Annotated in this window: 20 protein-coding genes; all 20 read left to right on the top strand. The window is 54.5% G+C overall.

All coding sequences use genetic code 11. The features are described from left to right. Positions 1-3: 3 nt before the first annotated feature. The 20 genes from AC6HU3_RS03725 (at position 4) to AC6HU3_RS03630 (ending at position 19,058) form a co-directional block, all read left to right on the top strand. Positions 4-900 (top strand): hypothetical protein, encoded by an 897-nt coding sequence (locus tag AC6HU3_RS03725; RefSeq protein ID WP_497474781.1) that lies wholly within the window; start codon positions 4-6, stop codon positions 898-900. Then, positions 897-2,507, top strand: a complete 1,611-nt coding sequence (locus tag AC6HU3_RS03720; protein ID WP_497474779.1) for an esterase/lipase family protein — start codon at positions 897-899, stop codon at positions 2,505-2,507. The genes AC6HU3_RS03725 and AC6HU3_RS03720 overlap by 4 nt, the downstream gene beginning before the upstream one ends. 115 nt (positions 2,508-2,622) lie before the next feature. Then, positions 2,623-3,162 carry a hypothetical protein gene (locus AC6HU3_RS03715; RefSeq protein ID WP_497474777.1) on the top strand — a complete coding sequence of 180 codons (540 nt, stop codon included), beginning with the start codon at positions 2,623-2,625 and terminating at the stop codon, positions 3,160-3,162. A gap of 1 nt (position 3,163) precedes the next feature. Then, on the top strand, positions 3,164-4,084 hold the full coding sequence (locus tag AC6HU3_RS03710; protein ID WP_497474775.1) for a hypothetical protein: 921 nt from the start codon (positions 3,164-3,166) through the stop codon (positions 4,082-4,084). Beyond that, positions 4,072-4,635, top strand: coding sequence for a lipase family protein (locus tag AC6HU3_RS03705; RefSeq protein WP_497474773.1), 564 nt, complete (start codon positions 4,072-4,074; stop codon positions 4,633-4,635). Before AC6HU3_RS03710 ends, AC6HU3_RS03705 begins: the two co-directional genes overlap by 13 nt. Positions 4,636-4,650: 15 nt before the next feature. Beyond that, entirely contained in the window at positions 4,651-5,322 is a 672-nt protein-coding gene (locus AC6HU3_RS03700) for a hypothetical protein (protein ID WP_497474771.1), read from the top strand. Between the two features lie 47 nt (positions 5,323-5,369). Next, a complete protein-coding gene (locus AC6HU3_RS03695) occupies positions 5,370-6,164 on the top strand; it encodes a hypothetical protein (protein WP_497474769.1) in 795 nt (264 codons plus the stop codon). 14 nt (positions 6,165-6,178) lie between these two features. Continuing rightward, positions 6,179-7,789, top strand: coding sequence for an esterase/lipase family protein (locus AC6HU3_RS03690; protein ID WP_497474767.1), 1,611 nt, complete (start codon positions 6,179-6,181; stop codon positions 7,787-7,789). Positions 7,790-7,904: 115 nt separating this feature from the next. Continuing rightward, positions 7,905-8,450: a hypothetical protein gene (locus AC6HU3_RS03685; protein ID WP_497474765.1), complete on the top strand. Its 546-nt coding sequence runs from the start codon at positions 7,905-7,907 to the stop codon at positions 8,448-8,450. Further along, complete coding sequence (locus AC6HU3_RS03680) at positions 8,447-9,397, top strand: hypothetical protein (RefSeq protein WP_497474763.1); 951 nt, start codon at positions 8,447-8,449, stop codon at positions 9,395-9,397. The genes AC6HU3_RS03685 and AC6HU3_RS03680 overlap by 4 nt, the downstream gene beginning before the upstream one ends. After that, complete coding sequence (locus tag AC6HU3_RS03675; RefSeq protein WP_497536281.1) at positions 9,397-10,011, top strand: esterase/lipase family protein; 615 nt, start codon at positions 9,397-9,399, stop codon at positions 10,009-10,011. The genes AC6HU3_RS03680 and AC6HU3_RS03675 overlap by 1 nt, the downstream gene beginning before the upstream one ends. A 1-nt stretch (position 10,012) precedes the next feature. Beyond that, a complete protein-coding gene (locus tag AC6HU3_RS03670) occupies positions 10,013-10,969 on the top strand; it encodes an NHL repeat-containing protein (protein WP_497474761.1) in 957 nt (318 codons plus the stop codon). Positions 10,970-11,193: 224 nt separating this feature from the next. Continuing rightward, a complete protein-coding gene (locus AC6HU3_RS03665) occupies positions 11,194-13,989 on the top strand; it encodes a PGAP1-like alpha/beta domain-containing protein (RefSeq protein ID WP_497474759.1) in 2,796 nt (931 codons plus the stop codon). Between the two features lie 3 nt (positions 13,990-13,992). Further along, a complete protein-coding gene (locus tag AC6HU3_RS03660; RefSeq protein ID WP_497474757.1) occupies positions 13,993-14,535 on the top strand; it encodes a hypothetical protein in 543 nt (180 codons plus the stop codon). Next, positions 14,532-15,416 (top strand): hypothetical protein, encoded by an 885-nt coding sequence (locus tag AC6HU3_RS03655; protein ID WP_497474755.1) that lies wholly within the window; start codon positions 14,532-14,534, stop codon positions 15,414-15,416. The genes AC6HU3_RS03660 and AC6HU3_RS03655 overlap by 4 nt, the downstream gene beginning before the upstream one ends. Further along, the gene (locus tag AC6HU3_RS03650) at positions 15,401-16,027 is read left to right on the top strand and encodes a lipase family protein (protein ID WP_497474753.1); all 627 of its coding nucleotides are present in this window, start codon (positions 15,401-15,403) and stop codon (positions 16,025-16,027) included. The genes AC6HU3_RS03655 and AC6HU3_RS03650 overlap by 16 nt, the downstream gene beginning before the upstream one ends. A gap of 1 nt (position 16,028) precedes the next feature. After that, positions 16,029-16,961: a hypothetical protein gene (locus tag AC6HU3_RS03645; RefSeq protein WP_497474751.1), complete on the top strand. Its 933-nt coding sequence runs from the start codon at positions 16,029-16,031 to the stop codon at positions 16,959-16,961. Further along, positions 16,907-17,761, top strand: a complete 855-nt coding sequence (locus AC6HU3_RS03640; protein ID WP_497474749.1) for a PGAP1-like alpha/beta domain-containing protein — start codon at positions 16,907-16,909, stop codon at positions 17,759-17,761. Before AC6HU3_RS03645 ends, AC6HU3_RS03640 begins: the two co-directional genes overlap by 55 nt. 37 nt (positions 17,762-17,798) lie before the next feature. Further along, positions 17,799-18,149, top strand: coding sequence for a hypothetical protein (locus AC6HU3_RS03635; RefSeq protein ID WP_497474747.1), 351 nt, complete (start codon positions 17,799-17,801; stop codon positions 18,147-18,149). Between the two features lie 15 nt (positions 18,150-18,164). Continuing rightward, the gene (locus AC6HU3_RS03630) at positions 18,165-19,058 is read left to right on the top strand and encodes a hypothetical protein (protein WP_497474745.1); all 894 of its coding nucleotides are present in this window, start codon (positions 18,165-18,167) and stop codon (positions 19,056-19,058) included. The last annotated feature ends 213 nt before the right edge of the window (positions 19,059-19,271 follow it).

The following is a 19,271-nucleotide window of genomic DNA, read 5'->3' as shown; positions in this document are numbered from 1 at the left end:
CGGATGCGGCGCTGGATTCTATTCCTCACAATGTCCCTTCTGGGATGTGGTCTGGGCAAACAGCTCTGGATCCACGAAGACCAGGGGTCTATGAATTGGCTCAATGATTCCACTGTCGTTCTTGCTTTTTTCCACAAGGACGAAAGGCTGGACAGTATTCTGGATCCACTTTCGGTTGCGCATTATGCCACAGGGCTGGTCCATGGAACCTTTTCCATATCCCGGATCAGGATTTCGTTGGATGGGACTTGGGTCAATGATGTATTGTATTATGATGAATGTACAGGTCGTCGTTCCCTTCATTGTGGTCCTCTCTGGGAGATTCTATCCAGTGTTGTCGGAACCATCAAACTGATCCCCCATCCTGATTCAACGGTGGTGTGCAAAGGCGGTGCGTGCCTGCTTGTCTTTTCAACCCATCAAGAACGTATGCCCAACATTGCAGATCTTCGTTTTTCTCCGAATGGGATTTACCGCGCCGCGCTGGTTGGTGGAGTGTGGGCGATAACTGCTGGCGGGAGTGACACTTTGCGGTATTCGGGACCGTTCCCCGTATGGTCATCGGTGGACGACACCCTTTGTGTGGGGAACACCCTCTATCGCCTGATTCCCTCACCTCTTCGCATGGAACCTATCGTGTCTTATGCAGACACCTGGATGTGTGTTTCATGGGGTCCGGGTCCCGATAGTCTGACGATTTTCGATCAATCCGACTCAACCTTTTTTGTGATCGATATTAGAGGAAACAGACGCCGGTCGCTGGATTTTGTGCATACGCCATGGGTTCAATGGTCATCAAATGGAGAATATCTCATTGTAGGGCTCCGGGTCCTGGACAGGATAGGATCCGTCATTCTGGATTGTACGCATGGTTGCGAAGCCTCAGGAGGTGGGACATGAAGGGCATCATTCTTCTTCTGGTTCTGCAACCCTACAAACCCTATCCCATTTTGTTTGTTCATGGCTATCGTTCGCACTCGGCCACATGGGGTGTGATTCCGGATCATTATGATCAGATTCACTACTTTCTGAACATCCTGTTTTTCAAAGGCAAAAATCCTGAAGCGAATCCCTCCTCAGACACTATATTACCAACATATGCCTTAGACACTGCAAAGCAAAATCTCGATCTACCAAGCTGGATCAGCAGTCTAAAAGACCCCGGGATTTTTGATGATTTTCTCGGTCTCATGATGCCGTATGCGCGTGTGTACGATTCGCTCTATCTGGACACCACCTACACCCTGCCCGGTGATCCGGCCTATCCGAACAAGGATTTTGTGGAGATTGTGAATCTGAACTATCCGCTTGGGAGTTTTGACCATGAGGAGAGAGACGTGGTGGATTATGTTCCAGGCGGGGATTATATGATTGAGCCTGCGATCTATCCACCTGGAGAAGAACAACTCGGATGGGGTGAGGAAATCGCGGCACGGATTCAAGAGGTATTGAAGGAATATTACGGTCCCGACTGGAGAAACAACCCCGACGCCAAGGTGGTGATCATTGCACACTCAGCAGGGGGATTGGGGACGCGGTGGGCGATCACAACGCATCCGGAGCTTATTCCTCATATCGAGCGGGTGATCACCCTGAACACACCGCATCTTGGGACACCGCCCATGAGTGCGTTTCCTATGGGAGAACTATGGATGGCGTGGTTTATTCAGTGGTTACCCGTTGAATTTTTGGGAAAAGACGTTTGGCGGTGGTGGAAGAATCTTAAAAATGGGCCTGGTTCAGGCGAGAGTTGGATGCACCAAATTGTCAGTTTTATCAGTGCTCTGGATCCGGTGGGCAAAGTTGGGGTTGTTATAGCGGAAGAATTTTCCATGTTTTTAGCGAAATATACGGATTCAGGAGAGGATTTGGGGAGTGGATGGCCCCTTGGGGTGGGGAGATCGGGGTTCATTCGCCGAGTGAATTCTCGAGAGGCATTGGCAGTACAAAGGAGGGTGCCGTTTTATTTGGGTGGAACGTCCGGGGATATTGGGGAACTGGCCCGGGAGGGTGTGAGGGGAGTGGCCGCGCTCCAAGCAGGGTATTATTGTTCCACGTTGAACCCGGTGGCATGTGCGTGGGGGGCGCTAAAATTGGTGAGTGCGGATCGGTTTATCGCGTGGTTTGAAAAGGGCGATGGGGCAGTACCGCCGAAGAGTCAGTGGGGTTTGTCTTTTGCGGAGCGAAAAGTATGGAGGAAATTGGAGGGATGGATCACACATTCAGAGGCTCCGAAACGACTGGATTATGTGCTTTCGCTGCTCGAAAAACCCCTCACCATCGACTCAGCGCGGATGATTGTGCCGTATCTGGATGAACAGGGGGCTGTTCAATACGACACCGTCTGGCTCGGTCAGAACCCGGTGGACACGGTGGAGGTCCCCGCCGAACTCATGGACTCTCTGCGTATGGAGTTTTATGCGGGGGCGCTTCACCCCCACCCTGACCCTCCCCCTCAAGGGGGAATACGGCGCCGATGGGACTTGCACAAAAGGCACTTTTCATGATGAAAGGGCACAATCGGGCGGAAAAACGCCGGACGCTCAGGCCTGGGGGTTGACATGAAGAGGGTGCGCACGTATATTGTTCAAGACGGGTCCAAACCTCAAAGGGAGGGGAGAGATGAACGTTTTGTGGCTTTTTCTCGTGTTGCAGATATCCCCCCAAATCCAGGCGGTGATGAACCGGATGGAGCGTTATTCCTTTGCGCCGGAGCCTGCAGAAAACGATACGATCCACGGACAGATCATTCTCCAGATGGGGGGCTTTTATGCCGAGACGCTTGGGATCAGACGGGCGCAGGGTTTTCTGCAGATTCGGAAAGGGGACAGTGTGATGGTGGAACAGAAGGGAGACGCTGTTTCCCTGATGGGCGCGATGTTTCGGATTTCCAACCCGGCAAGCATGGACACATCTTTTTGGGAGAGTGCAGAGCTCAGGAAAGAGGGGGAAGTGGACGTGGTGGAAGGGGAAGTGGGGGGTGTGAGGGTGGAGATGTGGGTGGATGGAGAGGGTCGAGTGAGGCGGCAGCGGGTGGAAGTGGGAGGAGAGGTGGTGGAAGGGGTGTGGACGTATGACGAAGGTACGGGCTATGTTCGGGAGATTCGGTGGTTGCGTGGGCAGGGTCCGGGGTTGAAGGTTGAGTATGAATGGGAGGAATGAGATGAGCAGGAAAATTCTGGTTTTGCTTGGGATTCTGGTGGTTGGGTTTTTGTCGTGCAAGACGGATGTGGAGCGTCAGAGGGTTTTGAAGGTGTATGGGGCGGACTGGAGTGAGGATGGGAGGGTGCTGGTGCTGGGTCATTTTACGGATGTGCGGGTGACGTATGGGTGGTTGTGGGGTGCGTCGTATGACACGCTGAAGGACCAGGACGTGATGCTGTGGGTGGACCCTGTGAGCCGGGTGGTGGACAGTGTGTGGGTGATCCACGAGCCGGGGGGTGTGATCCCGCAGTCCAGCGACATGTGGCGAGATCCGCGGGGAAGGGGGTGGTGGCTCGATATGAGCCGTTTTGAGGGGAAGATCTATCTGTACAGTCCGGATTTTTCGAGGAAATTGGAGGAGATACCGTGCGGATGGTCGCCCTTTCCGCAGGGGGATACGCTTCTCTATGTGTGTGGACCTCTTGAATACGTTGGCATGGACACGGTTTTTCTGAAGGATTTGAGGAGTGGTCAGGCGGTGCGGTTGTTTGCGCATCAGGAAGTCAACTTTGTGGGGCGGAACAGTGCTGGAGAGATCTATATATCGTCGGACGACGTTATTCTCCGCTGGGAGGGGGGAGACAGTTTCACGGTGGTGGACAGTCCGGCGTTGTATTTTGGGTTCAAGGGGGATACGCTGGTGGTGCAACAAAATCGGAAGTTTATTTTGTTTCTCCCGTCACTTGTCCCCGTTGATACCATTTCCTTATCGGGGTATCTTGGCTCCGAATCTCCGGGAAATTGCTTTAGTCTATGGAAATGGCATACGCAGGGAGCGATACGATGCATTGAGGCATCCGTAACGATGTGTGTATTCCATCAACAAGGAGGGATGGAATGTTCCGATCAAATCCAAGATCCGCATGGATGGCTGGATTGATTTTTTCCACAATTCTCGTGTCGCAGCCTGCTTCTTCCGAACCCTATCGTCCCTATCCCATCATCTTCGTACACGGTATTAACAGCAATGCGACCACGTGGGGGTTTGAGGTTGACAGCGCGGAAATCGCAAGAGGAGTGGATTTAACGATCCCACGTCGGTACCGGTTTGCCGAACACACAGCAGCAGCCTTTTGGATGTTGATGAGGCCCTACGGGGTACCACTTTCGGACGAGGACACCCTCTGGTACATTGCCGCGTTGAATTTTGACGATTTTGGAGGATCCATTGATCCGGGGCCGTATGACAGCGATGACACGGTTCGGTACTGGTATACCGAAGTGACCGGTCAGGGAGACACGATTGCACGGGAAGTTGAAGTGGTCCTGCGCGACAAAGGATCCGGTGCGGAGCTGAAGCATTTCATCAAGAAGGTGTTGTGGACCTATTACGGCGACGATTGGAACCTGAACCCCGATGCGAAGGTGGTCCTCGTGGCGCACTCCATGGGCGGGGTGATTGTGGAAGAAGCGCTGCATCAGGACCTGTGAAAAATGGAGGATGGCATGAAAAAGGGCGCTGTTTGGGTGATCATGGTTGTTTTGTGGCCTGTGCTCCTATCCGGGTGTTTTGCTTCATCCCCTCCCGGGTTTCCTGGTTCAGATGGGAATCCAATGTACTGGGTTCGGTATGAGCACACGCTTTTGCCTCACGAAAACCTGATCACGTGCGATCTGTTCAGATCTGGATGCTGGCTGGTAGGTGTGGGTGGCGCAATCTCATTGGCCCGCTGGATTGTGGCAATGGAGATGAGGGGAGCACCTTGGCGTCCCTTCCTCCTGGGAGGTGAGGAACTGGGATTGAGTGTGGGCAAAATAGCCCGTGGTGAAAGGATACAACCCTACGGCTTTCTTCACGCATACCCTGTGATGCGTGTCACGGGTGGACAGATGCTGTTTGGGGCTGAAGTGGGGGTTTTTCTACATCATGGGTGGAAATGGGCAAACAAAGTGTATATGCAGGGGTTGTATGGGAGCGTGAATGACTCAACCGGGAACACGTTGCGTAAGGGTGTTCGATTCAAAATAGGTGTTCAAGGCTTGTGGGGAGAGGGATGCAAGGTGATGGCAGGGATCCATGTGGCGTGGACTGATGTGTGGTGGAGGTGGGGGAGGAATGAACCTTTTTGGGGGATGGGCGTCGAATCAGGTTTTGTGTGTGAACGGAGGAAGAGATGATGTGGCGCGCGGGCCTGCTGGTTGCAATATCCTTCCTCTCCTGCTCCGTGAGCTGGTGGGAAACTGTAACGACGTCTGCAGTGGGACGGAATGAACAGGGTGGGATGGTTATGGGATGTGTCTATCTCGAACGGAAGTATGTGACCAACTGGGTTCTGGAGAACGATCCCACCGGTCCCGGACCGAGTACGGTCATGGAACGGTGTTTGCTCGTCATGCTTGGAGGCGAGAGGGACACATTGCTATACAAGGACTGGTCCGGAGGAATTGTGAAGGGATGCCCTGTAACGCAAGGTCTCGTGGTTCGGCTCCGCAACGGTGATTTTGTGGTGGGGGGAACGTATGTGGATCGGACAGGGGACGTGGATACGTCTTCTTATATACTGTTGAGTGTTTCCCCAAACGGTCAATTCCGGATTGTTTCCGGTGGCGGAAGGGGAAAACACAGACTGGTCACACCCTGGGGTGTGATCGATCTTCCCGGATATGTTCCTGCAGACTGGTCGCCGTCGGGTGACACGCTGTGTCGTGGTGCTTTTTTGTTCCGGGTGAGGGAAGGGGGTCTGGATACGCTCATGGTGTATGATTCGACCTGGTTTTGCCTTTCATGGGGTCCGGGACCGGACAGCCTCACGTTTGGGACCGGGGGATCAGGATATGCGGTGATTTCTGATCTGGAAGGAAACGTGGGTGACACGCTCTTCGTTCCATCGCCAGAAATCTCTTCGTTCAGGTGGTTGCGAGACACGTCCCTTTATGTTCTTGAGGAGGAGCGCGGCGGTGCGGTGTACAATCGAGAAGGAGTGCGAGTTCTTTCGAGCGCGGAATTTTGTAAGGAGTAAACAGGAGGTAGGCCATGAAGAGCATGTTGATGCTTGGCTGGATTATATCGATGGGGCCTTACAAACCCTATCCTGTTCTGTTTGTTCATGGATATCGATCTCATAGTGCTACATGGGGTGCGGTTCCCGACCGTGTTGGCGACGTGCGGTATTGGCTTTTCCTACTTTTTGGAATGGCAAATCCGATTGCGAATCCTTCCAGTGATACCCTTTACCCTTCTTTTGTTTTTGATGATTTGAAAGCACGAAACGGCGCAATTCCCAAGAAGTATCGAGACCCCGGGATTTTTGATGATTTTCTCGGTCTCATGATGCCGTATGCGCGTGTGTACGATTCGCTCCATCTGGACACCACCTACACCCTACCCGGTGATCCGGCCTATCCGAACAAGGATTTTGTGGAGATTGTGAATCTGAACTACCCGCTTGGGAGTTTTGATTATGAGGAGAGAGACGTGGTGGATTATGTTCCAGGCGGGGATTACATGATTGAGCCTGCGATCTATCCACCTGGAGAAGAACAACCCGGGTGGGGGGAAGAAATCGCACAGAGAATCCAGCAGGTGCTTCGTGAATATTACGGTCCCGACTGGAGAAACAACCCCGACGCCAAGGTGGTGATCATTGCACATTCAGCAGGGGGATTGGGGACGCGATGGGCGATCACAACGCATCCGGAGCTTATTCCCCATATTGATCGGGTGATCACCCTGAACACACCGCATCTTGGAACGCCGCCTATGAGTGCCGTTCCCATGGGAGAGATGTGGTTAGCCTTTGAGATCCAGTGGTTACCGGTAGAGTTTATGGGAAAAGATGTTTGGGATTGGTGGAAAACGTTGCAGGCAGGACAGGGATTTCGTGGAGAATGGATCAGGCAGATCTCTTCGTTTTTGGGCCAGCTGGGTCCGGTGGAGTTTGCGAGGCCTGGGATTTCAGGGCTGGTTGGGATGTTTATCGCGAAATATACGGATTCAGGAGAGGATTTGGGGAGTGGATGGCCCCTTGGGGTGGGGAGATCGGGGTTCATTCGCCGAGTGAATTCTCGAGAGGCATTGGCAGTACAAAGGAGGGTGCCGTTTTATTTGGGTGGAACGTCCGGGGATATTGGGGAACTGGCCCGGGAGGGTGTGAGGGGAGTGGCCGCGCTCCAAGCAGGGTATTATTGTTCCACGTTGAACCCGGTGGCATGTGCGTGGGGGGCGCTAAAATTGGTGAGTGCGGATCGGTTTATCGCGTGGTTTGAAAAGGGCGATGGGGCAGTACCGCCGAAGAGTCAGTGGGGTTTGTCTTTTGCGGAGCGAAAAGTATGGAGGAAATTGGAGGGATGGATCACACATTCAGAGGCTCCGAAACGACTGGATTATGTGCTTTCGCTGCTCGAAAAACCCCTCACCATCGACTCAGCGCGGATGATTGTGCCCCAACTGGATTCGTCTGGAGCGATGATCTTCGACACCCTCGAACTCGGTCAGAACCCGGTGGACACGGTGGAGGTCCCCGCCGAACTCATGGACTCTCTGCGTATGGAGTTTTATGCGGGGGCGCTTCACCCCCACCCTGACCCTCCCCCTCAAGGGGGAATACGGCGCCGATGGGACTTGCACAAAAGGCACTTTTCATGATGAAAGGGCACAATCGGGCGGAAAAACGCCGGACGCTCAGGCCTGGGGGTTGACATGAAGAGGGTGCGCACGTATATTGTTCAAGACGGGTCCAAACCTCAAAGGGAGGGGAGAGATGAACGTTTTGTGGCTTTTTCTCGTGTTGCAGATATCCCCCCAAATCCAGGCGGTGATGAGCCGGATGGAGCGATATCCCTTTGCTCCGGAGCCAGCGGGGAAAGACACCCTGCAGGGACAGATCATTCTCCAGATGGGGGACTTTTATGCCGAGACGCTTGGGATCAGGCGGGCGCAGGGTTTTCTGCAGATTCTGAAAGGGGACAGTGTGATGGTGGAACAGAAAGGGGACTCTGTTTCCCTGATGGGCACGATGTTTCGGATTTCCAACCAGGCAAGCATGGACGCATCTTTTTGGGAAAGCGCAGAGCTCCGGAAAGAAGGGGAAGTGGACGTGGTGGAAGGGGAAGTGGGGGGTGTGAGGGTGAAGATGTGGGTGGATGGAGAGGGGCGAGTGCTGAGGCAGCGGGTGGAAGTGGGAGGAGAGGTGGTGGAAGGGGTGTGGACGTATGATCCGGTGACGGGCTATGTTCGGGAGATCCGGTGGTTGCGTGGGCAGGGTCCGGGGATGAAGGTTGAGTATGAGTGGAGGGCAGGGCGATGAGAAAGAAAATCGGTTTTGGAATTCTCGTGCTGGTGGCTGGGTTGTTGTCGTGCAAGACGGATGTGGAGCGTCAGAGGGTTTTGAAGGTGTATGGAGCGGACTGGAGTGAGGATGGGAGGGTGCTGGTGCTGGGTCATTTTACGGATGTGCGGGTGACGTATGGGTGGTTGTGGGGTGCGTCCTATGACACGCTGAACGATCAGGACGTGATGCTGTGGGTGGACCCTGTGAGCCGTGCTGTGGACAGCGTGTGGGTGATCCATGAGCCGGGGGGTGTGATCCCGCAGGGGTCCGACATGTGGCGAGATCCACGGGGGAGGGGGTGGTGGACGGTTTTGCTGGATGGAGGAATAAGACACTACAACGGATCTTTTGGTGAAGTTGTTGAGGAGATCCCTGGGTGCGGGAACATATCGTTTTGGGCAGATACATTGTACTATGCGTGTCAGGAGAATCGAGACATTTACTTTATTCGGAAACCGCTGAACATCACGAACGCCGTACCGGAAACGCTATTTGTGCGTCACATCGTGAATCTCTCAACGCTTGGATTTCTCCATGGTGGGCCGTTGGGAACCGTGTATTTTTCATGGGGCGACGTTATTCTCCGCTGGGAGGGAGGAGACAGTTTCACGGTGGTGGACAGTCCGGCGCTGTATTTTGGGTTCAAGGGAGATACGCTGGTGGTGGAGAAGTTAATAGAGGAAGGAACCGGATATCCGGGTTTTGTAAAGATGGTGGGGGATCAGCCAATCGATACATTGAAGATGACGGGGATCATGAGTTCGGGGGCCATTGGGAATTGTTACAGTTTGTGGAAATGGAGTGGGGAGAAGGCAGTGAGTTGCAGTGAAGCGAGTGTAACGGTTTGTGTGCCAAAAGAAGGGCAACAGGGGGTGATGTCATGCAGTTACCAAATTCAGGACCCGTCTGGATTGCTGGATTGATGTTTCTGGTGGGGGTGCTTGGGGGTGAGCCGTATCGGCCGTACCCTGTGATCTTCGTCCACGGGATCAACAGCGACGCGAAGACCTGGGGATTTGCGTTCACCGATCAGGAAATCAAAGACGGGAAAGACATTACAACATTGGACTATTCGGGGCGTGCGCACGAGCACACGGCCCTCACTTTCAAAGGATTGATGAGGCCGTACAGGAAGCCAGATCCGCAAGACCCGAGGAAGACCCTCTGGTACATTGCCGCGTTGAATTTTGACGATTTTGGAGGATCCATTGATCCGGGGCCGTATGACAGCGACAACCGGATCAAATATTATTATGCCAGGATCGATCATGGCGATACGGTCCGGGACAGCGTTTTGGTCAACCTGCGCGACAAAGGATCAGGTGCGGAGCTGAAGCATTTTATCAAGAAGGTGCTGTGGACCTATTACGGCGATGACTGGAACCTCAACCCCGACGCGAAAGTCGTCCTTGTCGCCCACTCCATGGGCGGGGTGATTGTGGAAGAAGCACTCCATCAGGACCCGGCGCTGAAAGATCACGTGCATAAAGTGATCACGCTGGCATCACCGTTGAAAAAGATTTCACAGGAGGGATGAGATGAGGATTCGATGGGTGTTTTTAGGGATCGTGGCGGCAGGGGTGATGGGGTCGATGTGTTTTCGAGATCCGTGTGAAGGGAAGTGGAGTGATGCGTCGACGTTTGATGTGAGGGGAGTGGAGTGGGTGGGAGAGAAGGTGGGTGTGCTGGGGTTATATCGGAAGCGGGAGAAGTGTCCGAATCTGCTTGGGTACAGGTATCGTGATTTGTATGAGCGAGATGTGATGTTTTTTGTGGATCCGATGACGATTCATCAGGACGAGGAGAGTGGGTGGTGGATTGTGGAAGCGGAGAGTGTGTGGGTGATTCATGAGGAGCCGGAGCTTGGAGGAGGGGATTTGTGGGAGGATCCGTTGGGTCGAGGTTGGTGGCTTGGGGGGAAGTTGTATGATCCGGGATTCAATGAGGTGCTGGATTCGTTGCCGTGCAATTACCATACGTACCCTGTGGGAGATACGCTGTTGTATCTGTGTGAGACGGGGACAGATGCGACACCGGATACGGTGAAGAGGCGGGTATTAACGACGGGGGTAGATGAAGTGCTGTTTACCTATCCGATTGTGGGGCTGCTTGCAGCGGATCCGAGAGGTCGCGTGTACATTACAGGCGGGAACCGTCTTCTTCGGTGGGAAGGTGGAGACAGTTTCACGGTGGTGGACAGTCCGGTGGTGAGTTTTGGGTTTAAGGGGGATACGCTGGTGACGTGGGGAGTTCCATGGAGAGACGGTTATCTCGTTTTGAGGGACCCTGTTACGCTCACCATTCTTGACAGCGTACCTCTTACCGGATCGTTTGGTGAATTCTACAATGGAGATTGCTACATTCCATGGCGATTCCACGATGGAAAAGCGTTTGTTTGTCCACCTCAATCGATGGAGGTATTTTGTAAGCAGGATCAAACGGGAGGATGGGTATGTACGGACGAGGTTATTTATCCACGATCGCTTTTGGAATAATCTTCACGGTGGGGGTTTGCATGTCGGAGCCCTACCACCCTTATCCTGTGGTGTTTGTTCACGGTTTAAACGGAGGGGCATGGCACTGGGGAGTGTTGTTATCTTCGGAAGAGATGGGTCGACTTGAAAGGGGCGAAGGAGGCGGAGATAAACTGCGTGTGAATCCTTCGCGGTTGATGCCAGACCATATGATCACAAAATTACTCCCACTTTTCCAACCCTATGTGCGAGACACACTTAACTATCTCGCCGCCATTTCTCTTGACGATCCGTCGGGATCGATTGATGAGGGGCCGTATGTGTCGGGGGATACGATACGGTACTGGTATAAGGCGATCACGTCTTCGGGAGACACGGTAAGCCGGAAAGTGGAAGCTGTTCTTGCCGATCGAGGCGCGGGTTACGAACTTCAGCATTTTATCAAACAGGTCCTTTTCACGTATTACGACACCACCTGGAACCTCAACCCCGACGCGAAGGTGGTTCTTGTCGCCCATTCGATGGGTGGGGACGTCGTCGCCGAAGCCCTGCGACAGGATCCGTCGTTGAAACAACACATCTGGAAGGTGATCGTTCTCGGATCACCCGTGAAAGACCTGTATATCACCCATCCCCGATACAAGCCGATTTTTGTGACGGCGTTGCACTGGAACCCTTTCATACTCCTTGTTCGTCCGCTCGCCGGAGCTTTGATCGATGCCGCGCAATTCAGACTTTGTGTTTCTCCGTCGGTATTATCCCGTGCCATCAACCAGCTTCTTCAGACGTTGAATCCGGCCGATGTGGCGGTGGGTCTTCTTGGGAGCATGCATATGGCTTCGGTGGAAGATGTTCGGGAGCTCATTTGTTCTGGGGAGCGAAATTTGATTGAAGCTGGGTGGCAAGGAGGCTTGAAGGAAACGCTATCTCGACTGGCGTCGGGTTGGTTGAGTTATCCTGCCCCTGCGCGAGTGATAGGGGTTTTGGGAGATGTTTTGTATCTTTTTCACCTTATCGCGATTTACACACCGTGGGGGGAGCGGGTCACGCTGGGATTGATTAATGCGATCCACGATATTGGGATTCAATACGATCAGCCGGCGACACGGGATTTGTGGCATGGGTCAGGATTTCAGAGGAGGCTGCGAGAGGTGAGGCCGTGGGAAGGGGTTCGGTGGTATGGGCATTACGGGAAGGATTTCTGGAATTCCCATTTTGTGAGGGTTGCGGGGCAACCGGATGCGCGGGTGAGCATGCCGTCGCTGCGGGATAAAGTGAGAGGTGCGACGTATGGGGCATATGGTTTGATTTTGATATCGCTTGCAGCGAATCCCACGAATCCGTGGTGGTGGAAGCTTGCAGCGCAGGGGGCGGCGGGAATTGCGTCGCTGGAATTTACGGTGGCCAACATGGACGTGCTGATTTTCACGGGGGATGCGCTGGATATCAACAAGCGTGTACACAGCGGGGTGTGGCACGGGGAATTGCCCGCCCGAGCAGACTTTGTGCTGGCTGATCTCGAAGAACCCCTCACCATCGACTCAGCGCGGATGATTGTGCCGTATCTGGATGAACAGGGGGCTGTTCAATACGACACCGTCTGGCTCGGTCAGAACCCGGTGGACACGGTGGAGGTCCCCGCCGAACTCATGGACTCCCTGCGCATGGAGTTTTATGCGGGGAACACCTTCTTCCTGGCTTCCACCCGGATTGTTCTGGACATCAACGGCGCTGCGCAATATCGCCTGCATTATCCCGATCACATCGGCTTCAACGGCCGGTGGAGCCTTGTGCCGGGACAGGCCTTCCGCTATGTCGGCGCCGGCATGAACCACCTGTGCCTCGACGCGGTCACCATCCTTGGTCAGTACACCCACCGATGCTTCAAACTCTGGATCGTCCCCTCCGGATGGCACCTCCGCCCCCTCTCCCCCTACCCCGCCTGGGGCAACGTGTTCACCACCCTCCCCGACTCCCTCTCCTTCCTTCTCGTGAAACTCGGCCTGGACACCTCCCGATGGACCCTCCAGTGGGACACCCTCTCCCTCTGGCTCGATACCCTCACCTTCAACGACTCCCTGAACCTCTGGGAAACCGCCACCGCCGAAAGCCTCCAGGTCTCCCTGACCGGCGAAGGTCTGGCTACCCCCCAAACCCTTCCGGACGGCTATACCTACCCTCATGAACCCCACGACGCCCTGGCCGGACTTCAGATCACCCTGGATGATTTCCCGACCTTTTTCCAGCAATTCACTGGAATCACGGACGTTCCGGAAGGGGTGATCCGGATCATTTACCGGGCAAGTGACGGGAAGAAGGTCACGGTTCTGCCGATGTCCTTCGCCATTGATCGCACGCCTCCCACTGTCCGGATCGCCGAAGCCGAACACACCGATACGCTCTGGGTGAAAGACACGCTGACCGTCCATCTTCTTGCCCGGGATAACCTGGAACGGTATCGCACCCACGCCCGGCGCACCCTCGCCGCCCTGATTGGCGAAACCGGCGACACGGTCTGGACCGAAACCCTGGCCTTTGTGTATTACACATCGCCCTATCGCCTTGCCATCCCCCCACAGAACGTTCCCGAAGGCACCTATACCCTCCACATCCGGCTTGAAGATTATGCGGGGTGGGCGGACACGGCATCGGTGCCGGTGGTGGTGGACCGGACGCCACCGCAGGTTGTGGTGGAGGAGCGGGCGGATACGCTGATCAACGCACAGGAAGCCTGGTTTGTGAGGGGGCCGGTGAGCGAGCCGGTGCGGGGGAGGTTCACCGTGGAGGACGTGAACTCCGGGGAGACCTGGACCTTCGATGTTGCCGGGGAGGATACGGTTCTCTGGAGCCTTGCGCTTCCGGAAGACGGTGTGTATACGGTGACCCTGGTGGTGAGGGACCGTGCGGGGAATGCGGACACGCTGGAGACGGGGGAGCTGGTGGTGGGCGGTGCCTCCCGGTTCCGGGTGGATCGCAAAACGTTGAACGATCGCGAGAGAAACCTTATTACTTCGCCTGGACTGAGTTATGCAGGAGGGTGAAGGATGATGAAGGTTCTGCTTTTTCTTCTTTCCCTGTCCCCCCAAATCCAGGCGGTGATGAACCGGATGGAGCGTTATTCCTTTGCTCCGGAACCTGCGGGGAAAGACACCCTGCAGGGACAGATCATTCTCCAGATGGGGGACGTTTATGCCGAGACGCTTGGGATCAGGCGGGCGCAGGGTTTTCTGCAGATTCGGAAAGGGGACAGTGTGATGGTGGAACAGAAAGGAGACGCTGTTTCCCTGATGGGCACGATGTTTCGGATTTCCAACCCGGCAAGCATGGACTCATCGTTCTGGGAAAGCGCACAGCTCCGGAAGGAGGGTGATATGGACGTGGTGGAAGGGGAAGTGGGGGGTGTGGGGGTGAAGATGTGGGTGGATGGAGAGGGTCGAGTGCTGAGGCAGCGGGTGGAAGTGGGAGGTGAGGTGGTGGAGGGGGTGTGGACGTATGATCCGGTGACGGGCTATGTTCGGGAGATCCGGTGGTTGCGTGGGCAGGGTCCGGGGATGAAGGTTGAGTATGAGTGGAGGGCAGGGCGATGAGAAAGAAAATCGGTTTTGGAATTCTCGTGCTGGTGGCTGGGTTGTTGTCGTGCAAGACGGATGTGGAGCGTCAGAGGGTTTTGAAGGTGTATGGAGCGGACTGGAGTGAGGATGGGAGGGTGCTGGTGCTGGGTCATTTTACGGATGTGCGGGTGACGTATGGGTGGTTGTGGGGTGCGTCCTATGACACGCTGAACGATCAGGACGTGATGCTGTGGGTGGACCCGGAGACAAGAGCCGTGGACAGTGTGTGGGTGATCCATGAGCCGGGGGGTGTGATTGGAGGATATGATCTCTGGAGAGATTCGCTTGGGCGGGGGTGGTGGTTGGGAGGGAGATTTTATGACAGGGATTTTCGCCAGGTGCAGGAAGAGTTGCCCTGTGGAGGACGGAGGGTGCAGGGGGTGTATCCGAAGGGGGATACGGTGTATTATGTGTGTTTCACGGGTGCAAGTGTACCGCCGGACACGGTGAAGAGGAAAGTTTTGGGGAGTGGGGTGGTGGAGGATTTGTTCACTTATCCGGTGATCAAGTTGATTGGAGTGGATGAACAAGGTCGTGTGTACATATCGGGAGATTCTCGGGTTCTCCGCTGGGAAGGTGGAGACCGTTTCACGGTGGTGGACAGTCCGGCGCTGTATTTTGGGTTCAAGGGGGATACGCTGGTGGTGGAGAAGGGATCCAGATTTTATTTCTGGTATAACGATCAGGTCGTGGATACAGTCCGGGCCGAAGGTCGTGTGTGGAGTGGAGCTTCGGGAAACTGTTATAGTTTATGGAAGTGGTACGGGAGGATGGCCATTACGTGTTTTGAGGCAAACATAGGAATCTGTGTTCCGAAAGACTCAACACAGGAGGTGTTGCAATGCTCACCTTACTGACTATGCTCATTGCATTGACTTCTGCCACTGGGCCTTATCGCCCTTATCCCATCATTCTGGTTCATGGGATCAACAGCAACGCCGGAACATGGGGATTTGAGATTGATTCCGTGGACACGGCGAATGGTATAGACTATCCCGTTGTCGTGGACACATTGATTGGAGAACATACATCCCTTGCACTCTGGAATTTGCTTCGGCCTTATTTTTACCTTGTGGGCCAGGATACGTTGAGAGACCTCCGCACCTTTCTTGCCGCGTTGAATTTTGACGATTTTGGAGGATCCATTGATCCGGGGCCGTATGACAGCGATGATACGGTTCGGTACTGGTATACCGAAGTGACCGGTCAGGGAGACACGATTGCTCGGGAAGTTGAAGTGGTCCTGCGCGACAAAGGATCAGGAGCGGAGTTGAAGCATTTTATCAAGAAAGTCCTGTGGACCTATTACGGCGACGACTGGAACCTCAACCCCGACGCGAAAGTGGTGCTTGTGGCCCATTCGATGGGAGGGGACGTGGTGGCGGAGGCGTTGAGACAGGATCGGGCGTTGAAAGAACACGGGTGGGGATTGATTGGGAGAATGGGGCGAAAGGCAAAGGAGGGATGAGATGAAAAGGCGAGGGATATATCTGGCTGTGGTGGCGGCAGGGATGATGGGGTCGATGTGTTTTCGAGATCCGTGTGAAGGGAAGTGGAGTGATGCGTCGACGTTTGATGTGAGAGGGGTGGCGTGGGTGGGAGAGAAGGTTGGGGTGCTGGGGTTGTACCGGAAGCGGGAGAAGTGTCCGAATTTGCTTGGGTACAGGTATCGGGATTTATATGAGCGAGATGTGATGTTTTATGTGGATCCGATGACGATCCATCAGGACAGTGAGAGTGGGTGGTGGATTGTGGAGGCGGAGAGTGTGTGGGTGATTCATGAGGAGCCGGAGCTTGGAGGAGGGGATTTGTGGGAGGATCCGTTGGGTCGAGGGTGGTGGCTTGGGGGGAAGTTGTATGATCATGGATTCAATGAGGTGCTGGATTCGTTGCCGTGCTGGGCGCATACGTACCCTGTGGGAGATACGCTGTTGTATCTGTGCGAGACGGGGACAGATGCGACACCGGATACGGTGAAGAGGCGGATCTTGGCGACAGGGATGGACGAAGTGCTGTTTACCTATCCGATTGTGGGGCTGCTTGCAGCGGATCCGAGAGGTTGCGTGTACATTACAGGTGGTAACCGTCTTCTTCGCTGGGAAGGAGGAGACAGTTTCACGGTGATTATTGACGGACTGGTTGCAGGCTTTGGATTCAAGGACGACACTTTGGTCACTCAAGGTGCGCACAACTTTCATTTTGTCGTTGATACAACGTATGTCAAAAGTGTTCCTCATAACGGCCAGGTTTCTTTTGGAGTGTGGAAATGGAACGGGGATAAAGGGTTAGCAACCGGTGGCGAGCGCTATCCGCTTGTATGTACTCTGGATCAAACAGGAGGATACCAATGCGGATACATTCACGATTATTATTTGCTCACGCGTGGACCATCGGTGCCCTGATTTTTGGGGCAATCCGTGGTCTTGAAGCGCAGACTGAGCTTGCGCCGGACAGTGCGTATCGTCCGTATCCTGTGATTTTCGTCCATGGTCTCAATGGAGGAGCGCATCACTGGGGACTTATCTGGTGGAATGACGATGAGGATGGCAACGACGCGGTTCGGGTGAAGGATCGGTACGTCATGGAAGGGCACATGCTAAAGTCCATGGGACCATATTTTTCACCCTATCACCGGAGGGTTATTAAGGGTTTCGATTGGAGAGGGGACACGGTGTACGACACCCTCACGTACCTCGCCGCCATTTCTCTTGACGATCCGTCGGGATCGATTGATGAGGGGCCGTATGTGTCGGGGGATACGATACGGTACTGGTATGGGGAGGTGACATCTTCGGGAGACACGATAAGCCGGAAAGTGGAAGCTGTTCTTGCCAATCGGGGCGCGGGATACGAACTCCAGCATTTTATCAAACAGGTCCTTTTCACGTATTACGACACCACCTGGAACCTGAATCCCGACGCGAAAGTGGTGCTTGTGGCCCATTCGATGGGTGGTGCCGTTGTCGCCGAAGCCCTCCGACAGGATCCGTCTTTGAAAGAACACATCTGGAAAGTGATCGTTCTGGGATCACCGGTGAAAGACCTGTATATCACCCATCCCCGATACAAACCGATTTTTGTCACAGCCCTTCACTGGAACCCCGCGTTCCTCCTCATCCGCCCTTTGACATCCATCTGCTCTGGTGAACTTTGTCGCTGCTCAAACCTGCATGCCTCCTCAGGGACTGTCCCGAACCGTTGAACAATTCGTCATTAACCATGATCCTCTCAATGTTGCCATGGCTCTGATTGGAGGAGTTCGGATTGCCTCCATTGACACAGTCTATCGGCTGATCTGTTTGGGGAACCCTGCGCAGGTGGCTCAGGGGTGGAAATGGGGGTGGAAAGAATCGTTTTCTCGATTGATTTCGGGGTGGCTGGAGTTTCCTGCACACGGGGGAATTTATATGGATTTTGCGCTGGATATGCTCTACTTTTTCCATCTTATTGGGATCTACACCCCCTATGGTGAACGTCTCACGCTGAGTCTCATCGATAATGTGCTGGATATCGGGATTCAATATGATCAGCCGGCAACGCGGGATTTGTGGCATGGGTCGGGGGTTTTCGTGGAGTTGAGACTGGTTTAAAAAGGAGGAGGGAAGATGAAGAGATGGGCGATGATTTGGGTGGTGCTGGGGGGGTTGTGGATGGGATGTGAGCCGTGCAGATGGAGAGATGCGTCGACGTTTGATGTGAGGGGGGTGGCGTGGGTTGGGGAGAAGGTGGGAGTTTTGGGGTTATACACGAAGCAGGCGGTGTGTGCGAGGGGAGATGGGTGGTGGGTGGTGGATCGGAGGAGGTATTATTCGAGGGATGTGATGTTTTATGTGGATCCGATGACGATTCATCAGGACAGTGGGAGTGGGTGGTGGATTGTGGAAGCGGAGAGTGTGTGGGTGATTCATGAGGAGCCGGAGCTTGGTGGAGGGGATTTGTGGGAGGATCCGCTGGGGCGAGGGTGGTGGCTTGGGGGGAAGTTGTATGATCCGGAGTTCAACCAGGTGCTGGATTCGTTGCCGTGCTGGGCGCATACGTACCCTGTGGGAGATACGCTGTTGTATCTGTGCGAGACGGGGACAGATGCGACACCGGATACGGTGAAGAGGCGGATCTTGGCGACAGGGATGGACGAAGTGCTGTTTAGCTATCCGATTGTGGGGCTGCTTGCAGCGGATCCGAGAGGTCGCGTGTACATTACAGGCGGGAACCGTCTTCTTCGTTGGGAAGGAAGGGACAGTTTCACGGTGGTGGACAGTCCGGTGGTGAGTTTTGGGTTCAAGGGGGATACGCTGGTGATTGCAGAGAAGGCGGGATTTGTTAAGTGGGTGGATCTCACACCTGTGGATACGCTGGTTCCCCATGGAACGCTATGTGGAGGGGGGATATGGAAGTGGAATGGGGATCGAACAGTTGGGGGATGCTGTGTATGTGTGCCTGATCAAGGAGGGATGTTATGTGGCGTGATTCCCTGCCAAGATCTTGGACCTGTGCCCTGATCAGTGTGGTGTTTAGCGCTGGATGGGGATGGGCTGAACCTTACCATCCTTATCCGGTGGTGTTTGTTCACGGGCTGAACGGAGGTTCCTGGCACTGGGGCGTGAGGGTTCCGTGTGATTACGATCCGGATGGAGTGCAAAGGGGGAATGACGCGACAAGGGCGAAGCCAGGTTGTGCAATGGAAGGGCATATGATTGTGCCATTTTTGAGGT

The organism is Caldifarcimen microaerophilum (genome assembly GCF_055387105.1).
The sequence above is the reverse complement of the archived record's forward strand: the minus strand, read 5'-3'. Positions and strand labels throughout refer to the sequence as shown.

Excerpts from the sequence above, each read along its gene's own strand:
- AC6HU3_RS03725 (WP_497474781.1), top strand. The coding sequence starts at position 4 with ATGCGGCGCTGGATTCTATTCCTCACAATGTCCCTTCTGGGATGTGGT.
- AC6HU3_RS03680 (WP_497474763.1), top strand. The coding sequence starts at position 8,447 with ATGAGAAAGAAAATCGGTTTTGGAATTCTCGTGCTGGTGGCTGGGTTG.
- AC6HU3_RS03710 (WP_497474775.1), top strand. The coding sequence starts at position 3,164 with ATGAGCAGGAAAATTCTGGTTTTGCTTGGGATTCTGGTGGTTGGGTTT.
- AC6HU3_RS03645 (WP_497474751.1), top strand. The coding sequence starts at position 16,029 with ATGAAAAGGCGAGGGATATATCTGGCTGTGGTGGCGGCAGGGATGATG.
- AC6HU3_RS03650 (WP_497474753.1), top strand. The coding sequence starts at position 15,401 with ATGCTCACCTTACTGACTATGCTCATTGCATTGACTTCTGCCACTGGG.
- AC6HU3_RS03690 (WP_497474767.1), top strand. The coding sequence starts at position 6,179 with ATGAAGAGCATGTTGATGCTTGGCTGGATTATATCGATGGGGCCTTAC.
- AC6HU3_RS03705 (WP_497474773.1), top strand. The coding sequence starts at position 4,072 with ATGGCTGGATTGATTTTTTCCACAATTCTCGTGTCGCAGCCTGCTTCT.
- AC6HU3_RS03720 (WP_497474779.1), top strand. The coding sequence starts at position 897 with ATGAAGGGCATCATTCTTCTTCTGGTTCTGCAACCCTACAAACCCTAT.
- AC6HU3_RS03675 (WP_497536281.1), top strand. The coding sequence starts at position 9,397 with ATGTTTCTGGTGGGGGTGCTTGGGGGTGAGCCGTATCGGCCGTACCCT.
- AC6HU3_RS03715 (WP_497474777.1), top strand. The coding sequence starts at position 2,623 with ATGAACGTTTTGTGGCTTTTTCTCGTGTTGCAGATATCCCCCCAAATC.
- AC6HU3_RS03655 (WP_497474755.1), top strand. The coding sequence starts at position 14,532 with ATGAGAAAGAAAATCGGTTTTGGAATTCTCGTGCTGGTGGCTGGGTTG.
- AC6HU3_RS03700 (WP_497474771.1), top strand. The coding sequence starts at position 4,651 with ATGAAAAAGGGCGCTGTTTGGGTGATCATGGTTGTTTTGTGGCCTGTG.
- AC6HU3_RS03630 (WP_497474745.1), top strand. The coding sequence starts at position 18,165 with ATGAAGAGATGGGCGATGATTTGGGTGGTGCTGGGGGGGTTGTGGATG.
- AC6HU3_RS03640 (WP_497474749.1), top strand. The coding sequence starts at position 16,907 with ATGCGGATACATTCACGATTATTATTTGCTCACGCGTGGACCATCGGT.
- AC6HU3_RS03635 (WP_497474747.1), top strand. The coding sequence starts at position 17,799 with ATGGCTCTGATTGGAGGAGTTCGGATTGCCTCCATTGACACAGTCTAT.
- AC6HU3_RS03660 (WP_497474757.1), top strand. The coding sequence starts at position 13,993 with ATGATGAAGGTTCTGCTTTTTCTTCTTTCCCTGTCCCCCCAAATCCAG.
- AC6HU3_RS03685 (WP_497474765.1), top strand. The coding sequence starts at position 7,905 with ATGAACGTTTTGTGGCTTTTTCTCGTGTTGCAGATATCCCCCCAAATC.
- AC6HU3_RS03670 (WP_497474761.1), top strand. The coding sequence starts at position 10,013 with ATGAGGATTCGATGGGTGTTTTTAGGGATCGTGGCGGCAGGGGTGATG.